We start from the raw sequence: 14,898 nt of genomic DNA, 5'->3' as shown, positions 1-14,898 counted from the left end.
TTACATTGATATCTTTTTTACTACTGGTCCTTAACAGCTCGTGTTTTGGCCAGCAGGATACTGTTGAGATAAACGTAACAGATTATGGCATCCATCCTGACAGCCGGGTCAATGTAGAACCGGAGATCAGGAAGCTGTTGAAAGAAAACAGGAACGCGCGCTACCTGAAACTGGTTTTTCCCCGTGGCAGGTACGACTTTTGTCCGAATAAAGATAGGGAGGATTTGTCCGACGCCCCCGTTGGGATTGAGATCCGCGACAGGTCGGGTGTATGCATCGACGGTCAGGGATCGGAGTTTGTATTTCATGAAAAGATGATGGCGTTCAACGTACAGAATGCGAAGGATATAACGCTCCGGAATTTCAGCATCGACTGGGACCGGCCTTTAATTTCGCAGGCGGAGATTGTGGGATACAGCGACACCTTTCTGGATCTGAAGATAGACAAAAACGAATATCCGTACGAGATAAAGAACGATACACTTTACTTTACAGGAGAGGAATGGAGAAGTAAGATTGGCACCAATTACAACAATATCTTCAATGCAGGTAATAAAGACCTCGTATACGAGACCACCGATAATCCTCTGGGGGAAATTTGGAACGCCACGGCTGAATTGCGTGAGAATGGGTTGGTACGGCTGCATTTCCCGCTTGAAAGGAAGCCGGAGCGCGGAACGCTGATTGCCCTTTACCACGACTATTACATCACCGATGGTATACAGCTGATGCAGAGCAGCCGGCTGTGGCTGGAGAAAATCAACATTTACCATGCCCTGAGTGCTGGGGTCAGCGCTTCCGAATGTGAAGACATCACCCTGAAGCAGGTGAATATCATAGCCAATGAAAAGAAAAATCGTGTATTCAGTACCGTAGCCGACGCCACGCATTTTAGTGGTTGTAAAGGCCGCATTGTGATCGACGGATGCACGGTAACCGGCGCGGGCGATGATTTTGTCAATATACATAGTATGTATGCCCCGGTAGTCGAAGTATTGAGCGATCATGAAGTGCTGCTGGCGCAGCATGATAGGTACATAGGCTTTGAGCAGGGCGAAAAAGCCTGGCGTGTGGATACAGCTACCATGCAGCGCAGGCAGATTTTATCCGTGGTAGGGCAGGAGGATGAATTGGAAAACGACGATGTTACAGGACACCGGATTAAGTTCAACGAGAATATCACCGGTATACTCAAAATTGGAGATCTGCTGGAAAATATAGACAAGAACCCGGATGTGGAGATCACCAATTGCCGCGTGATGAAGCGCCACCGCGCAAGGGGGATACTGGTAACCAGTCCAGGCAAAGTACGTATATCCAATAACTACTTCAATACTGCGGGCTCAGCCATCCTCATTGAAGGCGACCGGACCGTGTATTATGAATCAGGTGCAGTGAGGGATGTAGCTATTGAAAACAATGTCTTTGAGAACTGTTATACCTCCGAGTGGGGAGAAGGAGTTATTACCATTACACCATCTATCACTCCGAAAGATTCAGTCTCTCCGGCATATCATCACAACATCCGTATCACCGGTAATACCTTCAAGCATTACGATTATGCGTTGCTGTACGCCCGTTCCGTAGATACACTGGTGTTTTCATCTAACAAGATAATATATACGAATACGTATCCGCCATTTTCCCGTAAGGTGAATGTGTACCTCGATGGATGCCGGCATGTAACTATTGGCGATAATATTTGTGACGCAGCATTTCCGGGAAGGAATGTGTGGATTAAACGTATGAAGGAGACGGATTTGGGGCAGTTCGGAAGTAGCCCGTTGAAAGTATCTCCGGCGGAGGATTAGTCCGGCATACTAAACTTATCAGGATAAATTATTCTTCCTGCTAATTCCCCGGATAGTTTCGAACTTAATGAGGCTGTCTCAAAAGTAATTTTTACCCAATTTTATCCGGGTACCTGGTGGAGAGAGTTTTCGTTTACGATATTCTCAGTGCCTTCAGATTACTTTTGAGACAGCCTCTTTTATCTTGTGTGGAGAAATTCGTAGAACGTTTGTAGGGTGCGGATTTGGCGCGGATAAAATCATTAAATTTGAACAAAATAATTTGATAAATATGCGAACAACTTTCTATGTACTGATTGCATTGCTGCTGGTGTCTTGCGGGTCTAAAGAATTGACAAGAGAGAAAGCCGCTGAGATCATCACAAAGAAATATCCGAAAACAATAGATTGGGAGGTTTTCACCGCAGACCCTAGACATGCTGCCCGTGCCCTGGAGACGAAGCTGGTGGATGAAGGGTATATCAAAGTAGCAACGACGCAATCGCTTGCCGATGCGGGGCAGCCCCTTATCACGTTCACCGGTCAAGGGTCGCAGTATTTGCTACCTGTAACAGAAAAGGACAAGACGTACAGCATCCAGCGGGTAAAGGTGGGAGAACTGCATTTTAAAGAGATCGAGAGTATTCAGCCAGAGGGCGACGGGAAGGCCATCGTGGTATATACTGTGGAGCATCTACACAATACGCCGTTTGCGGCCCTCTCTCACTATAAGCTGGAAGGTGTTGAAAAGAAGAAGGCCCGATTTTCCCTGACTGACGATGGATGGAAAGCGGAGGAAAGAGAATAACGACATTAAAGGCTGCCATCTGGTAGCCTTTTTGCTGTAGGGCATACTCCCATAGCGGTTGTACCTTTCCGGTATAGTGAAAAGCGGGTTTCATTATGGAAAAAGAGTATATTTATAGAAATCGAAACAGAAAGATGAGTGACGAAATAAGAAAATCGATAGAACCCGCTGAATTGTTGAAAGGGGTTGCAGCATTAGAAAAGCATTTTGCTGGATTTGCAGAAATGGCAGAAATGCAGGAACGTATTTCCCATGCTGCAACTGAGTTTCAGAAAATGATGCAGAGTTCGTTCATGAAGGCAGCAGAAGCGCATGATGAAATGGTTCAGACGATCCGCCGGGCGCTGGATGTAGACTTTTCGTATATGGCACCGGTGCTGCAAGAGCTTTCCCAATATGGCTGGTATCTGAATTTGGGAATGAACGTGGCAGATGTTGCGGGGGCGAAGCGAGTTTTGGCATCTGGTGTTGAAAACCAACTGAACGTTTATATGGCTGAAGTGCTAAAACGGGAGTTGACTGGCGATATAGCGCGGGTATGTCATAGGCACCCAAATAGATCTGATGCCATTGACCAGGCATTTAAGGCACACAATGCGGGGCTTTACTACGCTTCTATGCCGGTGGTGTTCGCGCAGATTGACGGCCTCTCGTGCGAATTGACCGGGTATAAGTTCTTCGACAACGATAAGACAAGGAATTTCGAGCCACAGATTGCAAAATGGGTGAATGCACACGCAAGTGTCAATAGTTTAGAGGTAGCATACCTTTCGGTGCTACTCGATAAAGGTGCATTTCAAAAGCACCGGAGCAATCCTAACCTGATTTCATTTACCAGACACAGTATACTACATGGTGAAACGACTGATTACGGGACAGAAATAAATTCGTTAAAGGCGTTTTCCCTGTTGGTGTTTGTTAGTGATATGTGTACACGATAACATTTTAAAAATAGTATCTTAAAATGCAAGAAACAATTATTCCAGATGATGACGGAAAAGGATTCGTTTTAGGGTTTGAGGGTGGCGATGTAGAGTTTATTAACCCTGTGGATTATTATTCTGGTTGGCAAAAGAAGAAGACAATTGCCTTGTATAAAGCATTGCTGTTTCATAAGAATCCCTTGCTGGCTAAGGACATTTCGGAAGCCTTTTACGAGAAACATGCGGAAGAGAACTGGAAAGAGATTCATGAGAAGATTTTGAAAACGGATATACCTCCTACGTTGCTACAGGTTTTGGGATCAAAATCCAAGAAAGAGCAGGAGCAATTGATGAAGAAAACTGAATTTGACGCTTTCCAGCTTTGCGCGTTCCTCTTTGCGGCGCATGACCAGCATGGTTATACCTTCAGCAATTATGTCACAGAACAACTACCGAAAAATGTTGATCCAGATGAACTCCCCCTATTTATCCATGTTAAGGAAGATGGGACTGTTGAAAAAGCAGGCGAAACGACGATGAGTGAAGGACAATTAAGGGCGGTCGTGAATTTTAGGCGGGTGGTAGTAGCGAAGTTCCTGGACAAAGGGAATGAGTGGCATTGTTTTTTCGTAGTATATAGAAGTTTGAGGGGGGAAGAAAGCTGGCGAGGGGGCCAACCTCATTTCCACTATATATCCGATAAATGGGGGCAGTCCCGAGATGAGGTAGTGGCGATGTTCAAGGGTGACAGATACCCGACTACATCAGTCCATATCCCGTACAATGAAAAATAACAGTTGTAGAAATTTTTGTGTATGGATGGGATAAAATTCATTGATAGAAAAGGGCGCAATGTTGAGGTGTCAAAACCTTACGGCGCGGGTGGCACTTCCTACCATGTAAATGTAAATAGATTTCACTATGGACAGATCGTGAGGGTTAACGGAGGGCAGTGGATCGCATATCCGAACAGCAATGACCTGCCAAAAGCATATTGGGATGCACTGGTGAAGTGGGTTGAAGACAATGAACGTAAAGAAGAAAAAGAGGGCGGCCATTGAGCCGCCCTTGTTGTAGGTCTATGTCAGTTAAAGAATGTTCCCTGTTCTAACGGATTGTCTTACGGGTTCTGTGGTACATTGCTGCTCACAATATCTTTTGGCAGTGGCAATGCGAAATATTTGTCGTTGGGTTGGAGCTTATAGAGCTTACCTGCTACACTACGCTGTAGGGTGATATTGCGGCCCTCTTTATTCAGGCGCTTTATGTCCATCCACCGAAGTCCCCGCATGTAAAGCTCTTTACGACGTTCATCGAGAATCTGGTCTATGGCTTCTATGGCGCTGGCTGGTTCGACCACCGGAGGGGCGCAGGTTTTATCCCACCGGGAGATCAACAAGGCCCGTAGATCAGATTTTGCCTGTTCCAGCTTACCTGTTCTGGCGGCACCTTCGGCCCGAATCAGAAACAGTTCGTCGGTGGCGATGCCCGTAAAATACTGCCACTCGTTACCAGTATAACTACCTTTAAAGTGGTAGGCGTTGTCCACAGGAGTATACAACGCAATAAGCCGGAGATCCTGCGGGCTGTATTGCTTTATTATGTTTGAATCCACGGCAACGGTGGAAGGATTTATTATGTAATTGGTTGTTGCCATTTCTGTATAGAAAAGTATCTCCTTATTGAACATGCGGAACGGCACTTGTTCGGTAATGCTGCCGTTTATGTCTGCGTCACCGTTGAAATTCATAAGGTCATTTTTTATCCGTAACGCCGCATCTGCATATTGATACGCGCTATCATACATGCGCATGGAAAGAAAAGTCCGTGCGAGTAGGCCGTATGCTGCCGCTTTCGAGGGCCGCATGGGAAGGGCAGGTAAATCGGGCAGCAAGGCGGCTGCTTCCTTTGCGTCGTGTAACACCCGGTCATATGACTGCTGTACGGTGGCCCGCTGGCTTGGTTCGTTAAAATCCGAGGTATTACGCAACACGATACCCCAATCTTTCGCAGCCGTAGCGGGATCGTATGCAGGCGCATATGTCCATAGTAACTGTTGGTAATAGTAACTTCTAAAAAATAGCGATGCTCCTTTAATTTGATTCCATGTTGACAAGTTACTGGAGGCAGGAATTTCCTGTAGCTGCTCCAGACAAAGGTTCGCGATGAAAATAGGCTCGTAGGCTATTGACCAGTCATTTTGAAATAAATAGTCTTTGACCTGCCATGTGTAAATCCGCTGTAGTTCTACTTCGATGTTATCGAACTGGTTGCCCGGCAAAAAATAATCATCAGCCGATGCTTCTGAAAAATTCGGTGTCCGTTGCAGATTCATGCGGTTGGTGTTGTCCAGCAGCGCCTGAAGATCAGACAGGGTTTTGGGAACAACCAGCGTATCGTCAGGTTGCACCTCTAAGTATTTGTTGCAGCCTCCGAGAAGGCCGCCCAATAAGCCAATGAGTAGTATATATGCGGTGTTTTTCATAATTCGATTGTGTGTTTAAAGTGATGCGCGGATGCCCGCGGAAAAGGTTTTTGGTGTAGGTAGACCATTCGGAAAGTCCGGGTCAAGGCATCGGTCGTTGGCCCGCCACAGGATGCCCAGGTTAGCAACGTTGATGTATAGCTGTATATGCTTCAACGATTCGATACCGAACGGGCGCACCGGTGTATATGTCAGGTTGATATACTGTAACCTGACATGATCGCCTTTTAGGGCATTAATCGTACTGTAGGCGTAGAACATATCGCGGGTGCCGTCTGCGGGATATTTGAAGGCAGGAACAGTGGTGCGATTTTCATCACCGGGTTGCTGCCATCGATCTGCATACTCTAACTTGCCCATTGTTCCGGAGATGATGCCAGAGTACGAAATAACCGGTTTACGGAAATAATAACCAAGTTTGTATGCGATGTTCACCGTCAGTTCAAAATTTGCATAGGCAAACGTGTTTATCAGGCTGCCGGTAGACGTTGGGATGGACGAGCCAACATATATGATACTCGGTTGATGCTCTCCTTTTCCGGAAGTGGAAGCCAGCATCGCAGCGTAATCTGTGCTTTTGGCCCCGTTTAAATATCCCTGTGGGTTACCTTCTCCATCAAGGCCGGCCCACTGGAAGGCAGCAAGTGAATACAGGGGCTTTCCAATCACCGGAGTGATGCTCCGGCCCCCACTTAACAACGTGTTGATTGTTTGGGCAGATTCATCGAAGTACTTCGTAGTCTTATTGCTTACATAGTTGTAAATAGCGGTGGTAGTCCATTTCAGCTTTCCTGAAAGGTTTTTGCTGTTCAGCATTACATCGATCCCATTGCCACGCATGTCTGCGACGTTGGCGATGATAACGTTGGACGCTCCCCACGCCGTATAATCATAGGGCATCGGCCCGTATAGATCAGCGCCTTGTTTGCGGTAATAGTCGATACTGCCGGAAATGAAGCTATTCGAGAATTGCAGGCCGATATTCAGTTGCTTAACTGTTTCCCAACGCAGGCGCGGATTGTTGAGCGTGGCGATGGTCGCAATTGGCAGGTTTGTTACAGGATCTACAGAATACACCGCCACCGGCAGGGCCGTGCGAGAAAGGTCTACATTGCCCGAGGTTCCATATGTGGCCCGGAGCTTTACTTGCGGGAGCCACTGTATGTTATAAAAGCGTTCCTGCGAAATATCCCATCCGATACCAGCAGACCACAGCGGCTTCCACCTGTCATTTGTTCTAACGCCAAAAGCGTTACTGCCGTCGCGCCGCGCGCTGGCGGAAAGACTGTATTTCGCTTTGTAGATATAGTTCAGGTTGGTGAAAAGAGAAACAAAGCGGTTCGTGGTGCTACTCGGCAGCCCGGCATCCGCAATGATCTGGTTGCGGCCAGTAATAAAAGTAGGGTATGGATTGATGAAGTCCATCTTTGCGTAAGACAACGGCCGTGCATTATAACCATAGTAGATATTCTTGTAGCTATCTGCTTCAATTTCCTGTATCTCTGCACCGGCGAGTGCGACTATGCTGTGGTCTTGCCAGCTCCGGTTAAAATCAAGCTGACCGCGCAGGTTTTGGCTGCTCCTGTTTGTAAGCGTTGTATGGAGAATATCTCCCAATGGAACAATTCGGGTTACTTCACCGGTAGATCGGTTGACCTGGCTAAACAGGTTAATGGTATTACGGGTATCAAAACTATTCATTCCTGAAAGGCTTTGCAGGTCGGTGCGCTGCCGCTGGTATTGATACAGGATGCTGCCCTGCAGGAATGGTAGAATTTTGTAGGTGGCTGTTATGTTGGCGATGATCTCGTCGGTTTTGGTGGTGGCCCTCCGCTGCTGGTATTCGTCCAACGGGTAGTATTTCCAGTCTAATAAATGACCAGCTCCGGCGGTGTCTACATAACTATCCCGGTAATACTTAGGTACAGAAAGCGGGTTGCCCGCTGCGTCAGCAAACGCGAGGTTCGGAGCGTATCTGCCGTTAATACTGGCCACTGTGCTGAAACTTTCCTTTCCGGTCATAGCCTTGCTATTGGTGTAGTATGCGTTCACATCGAGCTGTAGTTTTTTGGAAAGTTTGAAGGAATTGGATAGGCGCAGGTTTATCTTGTCAAAGGTTGCGCTAAGGTTATCGATGCTGCGATCATAGGCTCCCGCCAGCAACCACGTCATATTACTGCTGCCACCTGACACGTTTACGGAGTATTGCTGCGTAACGGCTGGCCTATAAAAGTGTTTTTCAAACTGGGCTTTGCTATCGTTTGCCTGTAATGCTGTTACCTGTGCGGCGCTGTCGGCTGCGGAAATCAAACCATTCTTTCGCTTTTGCAGTACTTCGATCAACTGCGGAACAGGTACGTAGCGGCGGTTCAACGCACTGTTGAAGTAGTTTTTGCCATACAAAAAGGTTTCAAGGCCCATGTAGTCCGTTACACTCATGTCTTGAAGAGTGGACAGGTCAGGCTTTCCCTGCACGATCAAACCGGAAGAAATGGAAATGGTTGGTTTTTGATTATAACGGCCCTTCTTTGTAGTAATGACGATAACGCCGTTACCGGCGCGGGCACCCCATATGGAGGCTGCCGCCGCGTCTTTTAAAACAGTGATGCTCTCAATGTCGTTTGGGTTGATGTTTGAAATGTCACCCTGAAATACGAAGTTGTCGAGTACCACCAGCGGATCTAGCGAGCCGTTTATGGTGCTCAGTCCGCGGATGTTTATACCTGTTTTGTTGTTGGTGCTATTGGCATTGCCATAGCCGGGATTGAAGCTGAGGCCCGGCGTAACATTTTGCAGGCGGTGGAGGATGTTGGTGCCGGTCTGCTGGTTCAGCATCTTGTTGTCGATAACGGCAAATGCTCCGTTGACTTGGTTGGGCTTCACTAGCTGGTAACCAGTACTGATGGTGACCTGCGCAAGCTCTGTAGCGATAATGTTCATTGTAACCTCTACGGCTTCCCCCTGTCTTGTAATGGGCATCCGGAGTGGGCTGTAACCAATATGAGTAAAGAGCAGGGTATCGGGAAGTGACAAAGACAGGCTGAATGTGCCGTCGTTTCGTGTGATAGTTCGGGAGCCGCTTTTCTGTGCTGATACTGAGATGCCAGCCAGCGGCAATTGCTCATTAGAGTAAACACGCCCCTTGATCTCCACGCGGTCCGGGGATTGCGCCAACGCAGCGGCACTGAGGAAAAAGAAAAATACTGCTAAATTCAATTTCATTTAGAAAAGGTGTTTTGGTGAAAAATGGTATGGGTCAATTGTCCGTATCGTATCGGTCGCCTTTAATCGGCGCGGTTAAAATCCTTCCTTGTAGTGCTGTTCGTATGTTTGCTGCCGTTACTGCTTCTGAACCTGTGATGCCTAATACTCTTCGGTCACGCGAAATCCATACATAATGCGGCAGGAATATGTGGGGGAACAGTTGGAATGCCGTTGTGTCATAGGGTACAGTAGTAAGGGGGAATGGTTGGCCCCTTTGTTTTTGCCATCGGTGGAAAAAGCCGGTCAGGTGGCGGGCGCTGTCCTGGGTAGAGCGGATGCTATTTACTAACAGAAATTTTACCCGTCCGGCATACTGGGTTTCCAGTGAATCGTTTTTGGCGAACATTCGGACGCAGCTTCCGCACCATGTCGCCCAAAAATCGAGGATCACCACCTGCCCGGTAAAATCACTGAGCTTGATAATTTTGTTGTCATTCCAACGGGTAAATGAAATGTCCGGTACAGTATCGCCTACAGATAGCCGATGTGTCACTGTTGGGCGGAGATCCTGAGCAAAAGAATAACGTGCCGGCCAGACGGCGGCCAGCGCGATGAAGAAAATGTACTTCATGCGTGTGTCTATTGTATTATAAAGTGATTTAAAGTAACCGGGAGGCTATCAATCCACTTGGTATATTCCGGTATTCTATTATGTGTGTTAGATTTTGCCACTTTTCCTCCCGGAGTAAGGCAAATTATAGGAAGTAAACAGTATATTTCTTATTTTTAGGTTGACTTTTACTACAAAACTGTTGACTTTTACTACTTTTGGGTAAACCATTAATAATCAACGAAAAATAATTTATATCATGAATATAACAGAAGATACCCCGGCAATTCATCATGGCAGGAACATTCGGATGTTCCGAAAAACTATTGACATGAAACAGGATGTACTTGCAAAGAGGCTTTCGGACTTGGGAGCAAGGCAACAGGATGTTTCCAGGCTCGAACAAATGGAAGTCATCGAGGATGATATTTTGACATTAGTAGCGAAAGCTCTCAATATTGATGTCAGGTTAATAAAGGAGTTTGATGCTGATACTGCAATACGAAATATCTGTGTTGTAAAAGAGAACACATTTACCGATCAGTCCTATTCAATTGGGCAGCAGATAGTGAATGCTGGTGAAAGGATGGTTGATGTTTACGAGCGTCTTGTAGCAAGTGAAAAAGAAAAGTACACAATCCTGAATGATGGGAATACCGAGATGAAGAAGTTGCACGAAGAGTTGATGCGCAAGTATGATGAGCTTGCAAAGCACAATACACGTCTTGTAGAGAACAACCTTGAGCTTATGAATAAATTGCAAACGCTGTTAGAAAAAATTTCTACCAAATAGTATTTTAATAAATCGATATGGAAAAAGAACTTTTTGATACAACCAAGCCAATGACAGATGGTGTCCGCATACAAATGGCACGAGCCATGCGAAACAAAAACCAGACAGAATTAGGGAATTTGATAGGTGTGAGTAAACAGTTGATTTCAAGACTTGAAAAGAAGGAAAAAGTAGATGATAAGAAAATGGCTGAAATAGCAGAAGCTCTCGGTTTTACGCTGGAGGGGCTTAGGTCGTTATCAAGGGAGTCTATTATGCAGATCAGTTACAATTTCTATGACAATAGTGCGCAGAATGCGACATTTGGAAGTCATTGCACACAAACAGTGAATCACAACTACGGTTATGATCCAAAGCTGGCGGCGGAACATGCGTCTATCTATGAGAAGGTGCTGCAAAAGAATGCTGAGAAGGCTGGTAAAGCAAAAAATACCTCGAAGTAGCATTATTTTATTGATCGACGCATTTGCTAAAGTTTAATTTGACTAGTATAAAGTCGGTGATTTAGCTCATCAATCTTTCTATGAATTTGGGTTTCGTCGTTAAGTGTGTATGTATTCTGTTTCATCGGCTTTATTATTTTCTTTGTTCCTGAATCGACTTGCTTAGTGCCTGTATAGGCACTCCGATTACAGTTGAAAATTCCTTTATAATTTTCCCTCGAAATTTTCGCAGATTCTCTCAATAGGCCAGCCTTTGTTGGCACCATTTTCTATCGATTAATTCAAGTAATCTATTTCTGATTAAGTTTCCTAACTGATCTTAATAACCGAAAACGTTCTGCTCTCATCTAAGCCAGTATAATCCATTGTGCGTAAAAGTCAACTGTAAACCGGTAAAAAGCAAAGATGAAAATTCGGCTTTCAGTCTGAGAACTCCGTGATTTGTGATAAATCGAAATTATGGTTACAACAAAATCACTACCAAAAGCCAGGACGAAGGAGGTGGCAATACCTTTTACCCAAGAAAAGGCTATTTCTTTCAGGCAACTGATGAAGGACTGCGCAGATCCCAAACAGGCAAACGCACTGAAAGCTCCCGCACTAAAATTCGTTCAATACAAAAATCATCAGCTTCTGCTGAAGTGTACGTTGCCGCTAGGTCAGTATTATATAGGATTCCGGGCAGCAGGCGAGGAATTGCGTGCGACTTGTAGTTGCAAAGAGGCGCGACCAGGTGTTTGTGTTCATATCTGCAAAACAGTTGAGATAATCACCGGTTGGTATGGTGAAAAGTATTTTTCGCAACTGCTGCCGAATCGCCAATTTGATCTAGCTTTTAAGTACCAACAGGGATTTGATAAAATAGAGAGCGAGCGAGGTATTCAATTAGTGAAACGAAAAGAGCTTATGACACTCTTCCCTTTCGATAGTCCCGTTTTTCCTATGGCGCTGGATGATATACTGGCATTGAAAAGACCACCTGAACGAAGGAAGCCTGAACAAGTACAAAAGCGGGACGCAATCGCCTTTTTATTGATGTTGCCGCATTCAGGGAAACAACCTCCTTTTGTTTATTTGGCTTCCGGAAAACCAACAAAGGGGAACGATAAGATCATGTCGTGGACGAAGTTTCTGCCATCCCTCGATGAAAATACCGAGAAGTCAATCAGTGTGCTTCAACATGAATTGATAATTAGAAGCAGACTATTACATGAGAAGTCGGAAACGTTCGCAAAGGACAATAATTATCGTCATTGGGTCAAATGGAATGATAGTATGGAGGCAGCATTTAATGAATGGAAAGGCATATTTCCATTATTAAATAATGAAGTGTTCGTTTATGCATACAGGTACTATGGTTTCCGCGAGTTTAAAAGAAGACCATCAAAGAGCCACGCAAGAAAAATTGTTGTTTCTATGGATAAGCCCGAAGTGTATTTTAAAACCGCCAATACAAAAGAGACTTGTCAGGTATCTATGGAGATAAAAATAAAAGGAAAGGTGATAAAGAACTATGATGTGCAATGTCCATTTCTGTTGCTCCATCAAGGAACTGTGTATATGTTTGATAGTTGTCGGGATGCTGCGATTGTACAGTGGCTGGCATCGGCGGGTTGCATCACTGCTTATAAAGAACATTTTAAAGAGCTGCGAGAAACTATTTTGAAGCCGATAGCAGAAAAATATGCGATCGTTTAACGTGCTTTTCTAATGGGTCATACACCCCACAATTACCATTAAATTATAGTTACAGATGCGACCGTTTAATTTATACACTACTCATAATAGCTTGTTCCAAAATATACAACCCGAACTTGTAAGGATCATCACCGGGTCAGTTTCCGCAGAGTTAATTTACTTATTGGGTTCATCATTGTACCAGCGACGAACGGAAACAATATTCAACAGTAAATCGCCTGCATCACATTACACAGGGGATTATTTTTTGCTGGTAGTCATAAGGGATGCTGAAGGCCGGAGAATGGGCGAATGGGAGGATATTTTAGAACAGCGATGTGGTCATATCGCGAGAACTACCATTATCGTAACAGAGCTGTCTCCCTTTGTAGAAAAATATAGCGACGGTAACATATTTGCAACTTCGGTTCATAGCGCCGGTACTGTTTTCTATGATGCAGGAAATGTGGTGTTGCCAGAATTGAATGAGATAAACATGAAAGTGCCGCGGGATGGTCAAAAGGAATACAAGAAAACTGTTCACCGCGTTAAGGAATTTCTGGCAGGTGCAGACCTGTATATTGCCCGTGAAGAAAGTGAGATGGCTAGTTTCATGATACATCAAGCGTTTGAGCAATGTCTTAAAACGCTGGTGCTGATAGGAAGCGGTTTTGTCGTAGATACGCATAATATTGATCGTTTGCTTAGATATGCCGGGTTAGTGACATGCCGTATGCTCGACCTGTTCCCCGTTGACCAGGCGGACAACAGGAAGCTGCTCGAAACACTACAGAAGGCATATATCGGCGCAAGGTATGCCTATGACTTCACACCTCCATTCACCAGTGTAGTGAAGTTGAGGGAAAAAGCCCAATTGGCATTGAGTATACTAATCGATGCCGGTACATCGGGCCTGCTTGAAGCTCCTGAAATTCGATAAAATTGTAAATTCGGTTCCCACATGAACAAAGAAGATTATAATATCAAGGAATATTCATTGGTCTATGGTCTGTCAGGGTCACCGAAGAAAATCCTACAAACGGTTTTCGGGGACTATGACCTTGATGGCCTGAAACACCATTTTGAGTATTGGAAGTATGCTGCATTAGGAAATAATATTAGCCTGTATGATTGTGGCAAAGAGCGCCGAATGCTGATTGATTTTTGTGAGGATTTGGAGAAAGTACTAGAGGCATTTTACGTACTAAGTAAGCATAAGAAAAAACAATTAGAGCGCATACCTTCCGAACATAAAAAGATATGGAAGAAGTGCAATAAGTGTTCTGTTTTGTCTAAGGATGAAAAGAAAAATCCAGACGCAGTATTAAAACTGTTCTCGAAAAAGTATAAGAGACTCTATGCAAAGGCCGAACTGGTTGAGATGTTTGAATGTGTCATTACATTGGAAAAAGGTGATCGTGGTCATTTAAATGGAGCAGTTTCTTTCTTTATGTGTGTAGATGCCCTACTGAGCTTGCTTTATTTGTGAAATTTATCTAAGTACAGCCACAAGAAGGAGGCAATTTTTTCAGCGTTGCTCCATTTTACTACTTCTTCGGTAACGAACTCTGCTGATGGCATAACGCCTCTCTGTTCAAGTAGCTGTAAGAACTTTTCGTCTTCCTTCAACCGCTTCATGATGCGAATTATTCGTTTTGTGAAGCGGTTGTTTAGTTTGGTGTTTTCACGCATCGCCTTAAAGTTAGTATGAGGCGAAATGTCCACTTTGAAAAACTTCACCAGTATATCTCCCAACGCATCAGACAGTTCCAGGAATCGCATTCTGTTTAACCCACTTAGGTCGTCGTTGGCGCATATACTGTAGTCGGTCACTATAAGTACAAATTCTATAAATTCCTCTTTGCTCCCTCTCCACAAAATTGCTCCTTCAGGAAGATCATTATTGTTTGTATCCATATCGGGAAAATTTATGGTATACCTACCTGTATACAAAAACTATGCTTGTAGCCATCAATCAGATGGTTATTTATCCACCTCGGCCCCGATGGTGATTTATCTGAAGATTATATCCTGCCGAAATTTAATGAAACAGAGGTAAGGGTAAATAGCAGTAAAAAAAATTTCCGATTTGCTGTTACTAACTTCCTTTTTGCTGTAAGTCAAAAGTCCTTCTTGCACAGCATTTGCGGTGAATACTATTGTTA

At 44.8% G+C, this 14,898-nt stretch carries 14 protein-coding genes; 10 read left to right on the top strand and 4 right to left on the bottom strand.

Annotated elements, in window-relative coordinates:
• From ACTJJS_RS33250 to ACTJJS_RS33230, 5 genes are all read left to right on the top strand, one after another.
• Positions 1-1,811 (top strand): hypothetical protein (locus ACTJJS_RS33250; RefSeq protein ID WP_440668327.1); only part of this gene is annotated, 1,811 nt, incomplete at its 5' end.
• 271 nt (positions 1,812-2,082) lie between these two features.
• Entirely contained in the window at positions 2,083-2,598 is a 516-nt protein-coding gene (locus ACTJJS_RS33245) for a hypothetical protein (RefSeq protein ID WP_440668325.1), read from the top strand.
• Positions 2,599-2,693: 95 nt separating this feature from the next.
• On the top strand, positions 2,694-3,539 hold the full coding sequence (locus tag ACTJJS_RS33240) for a hypothetical protein (RefSeq protein ID WP_440668323.1): 846 nt from the start codon (positions 2,694-2,696) through the stop codon (positions 3,537-3,539).
• Positions 3,540-3,562: 23 nt separating this feature from the next.
• On the top strand, positions 3,563-4,315 hold the full coding sequence (locus tag ACTJJS_RS33235) for a hypothetical protein (protein WP_440668321.1): 753 nt from the start codon (positions 3,563-3,565) through the stop codon (positions 4,313-4,315).
• A gap of 21 nt (positions 4,316-4,336) precedes the next feature.
• Complete coding sequence (locus ACTJJS_RS33230) at positions 4,337-4,582, top strand: hypothetical protein (RefSeq protein ID WP_168873181.1); 246 nt, start codon at positions 4,337-4,339, stop codon at positions 4,580-4,582.
• Positions 4,583-4,641: 59 nt separating this feature from the next.
• Here the strand turns inward: ACTJJS_RS33230 and ACTJJS_RS33225 are convergent, their stop codons facing one another.
• Genes ACTJJS_RS33225 through ACTJJS_RS33215 form a run of 3 tightly spaced genes read right to left on the bottom strand, consistent with a single transcriptional unit; the run spans position 4,642 to position 9,841 of the window.
• Entirely contained in the window at positions 4,642-6,006 is a 1,365-nt protein-coding gene (locus ACTJJS_RS33225; protein WP_440668319.1) for a RagB/SusD family nutrient uptake outer membrane protein, read from the bottom strand.
• Positions 6,007-6,021: 15 nt separating this feature from the next.
• A complete protein-coding gene (locus ACTJJS_RS33220; protein WP_440668318.1) occupies positions 6,022-9,228 on the bottom strand; it encodes a SusC/RagA family TonB-linked outer membrane protein in 3,207 nt (1,068 codons plus the stop codon).
• A 34-nt stretch (positions 9,229-9,262) separates the two neighbouring features.
• Positions 9,263-9,841 carry a TlpA family protein disulfide reductase gene (locus ACTJJS_RS33215; RefSeq protein WP_440668316.1) on the bottom strand — a complete coding sequence of 193 codons (579 nt, stop codon included), beginning with the start codon at positions 9,839-9,841 and terminating at the stop codon, positions 9,263-9,265.
• 238 nt (positions 9,842-10,079) lie between these two features.
• Here ACTJJS_RS33215 and ACTJJS_RS33210 point away from each other — a divergent pair, with 238 nt between their 5' ends.
• From ACTJJS_RS33210 to ACTJJS_RS33190, 5 genes are all read left to right on the top strand, one after another.
• The gene (locus tag ACTJJS_RS33210; protein WP_440668314.1) at positions 10,080-10,613 is read left to right on the top strand and encodes a hypothetical protein; all 534 of its coding nucleotides are present in this window, start codon (positions 10,080-10,082) and stop codon (positions 10,611-10,613) included.
• Between the two features lie 17 nt (positions 10,614-10,630).
• Complete coding sequence (locus tag ACTJJS_RS33205; protein WP_168873186.1) at positions 10,631-11,056, top strand: helix-turn-helix domain-containing protein; 426 nt, start codon at positions 10,631-10,633, stop codon at positions 11,054-11,056.
• A 459-nt stretch (positions 11,057-11,515) separates the two neighbouring features.
• On the top strand, positions 11,516-12,754 hold the full coding sequence (locus ACTJJS_RS33200) for a hypothetical protein (protein WP_440668313.1): 1,239 nt from the start codon (positions 11,516-11,518) through the stop codon (positions 12,752-12,754).
• 55 nt (positions 12,755-12,809) lie between these two features.
• Positions 12,810-13,673 (top strand): HEPN domain-containing protein, encoded by an 864-nt coding sequence (locus ACTJJS_RS33195; protein WP_440668311.1) that lies wholly within the window; start codon positions 12,810-12,812, stop codon positions 13,671-13,673.
• A 21-nt stretch (positions 13,674-13,694) separates the two neighbouring features.
• Entirely contained in the window at positions 13,695-14,222 is a 528-nt protein-coding gene (locus tag ACTJJS_RS33190; RefSeq protein WP_440668309.1) for a hypothetical protein, read from the top strand.
• Here ACTJJS_RS33190 and ACTJJS_RS33185 read toward each other — a convergent pair.
• Complete coding sequence (locus tag ACTJJS_RS33185) at positions 14,213-14,650, bottom strand: hypothetical protein (protein ID WP_440668308.1); 438 nt, start codon at positions 14,648-14,650, stop codon at positions 14,213-14,215. The genes ACTJJS_RS33190 and ACTJJS_RS33185 overlap by 10 nt on opposite strands.
• Between the last annotated feature and the right edge of the window lie 248 nt (positions 14,651-14,898).

It is taken from the genome of Chitinophaga sp. 22308 (genome assembly GCF_052045305.1).
GTDB lineage: Bacteria > Bacteroidota > Bacteroidia > Chitinophagales > Chitinophagaceae > Chitinophaga > Chitinophaga varians_A.
Note: the sequence above shows the minus strand (reverse complement) of the source record. Positions and strands in the feature narration are given on the sequence as shown.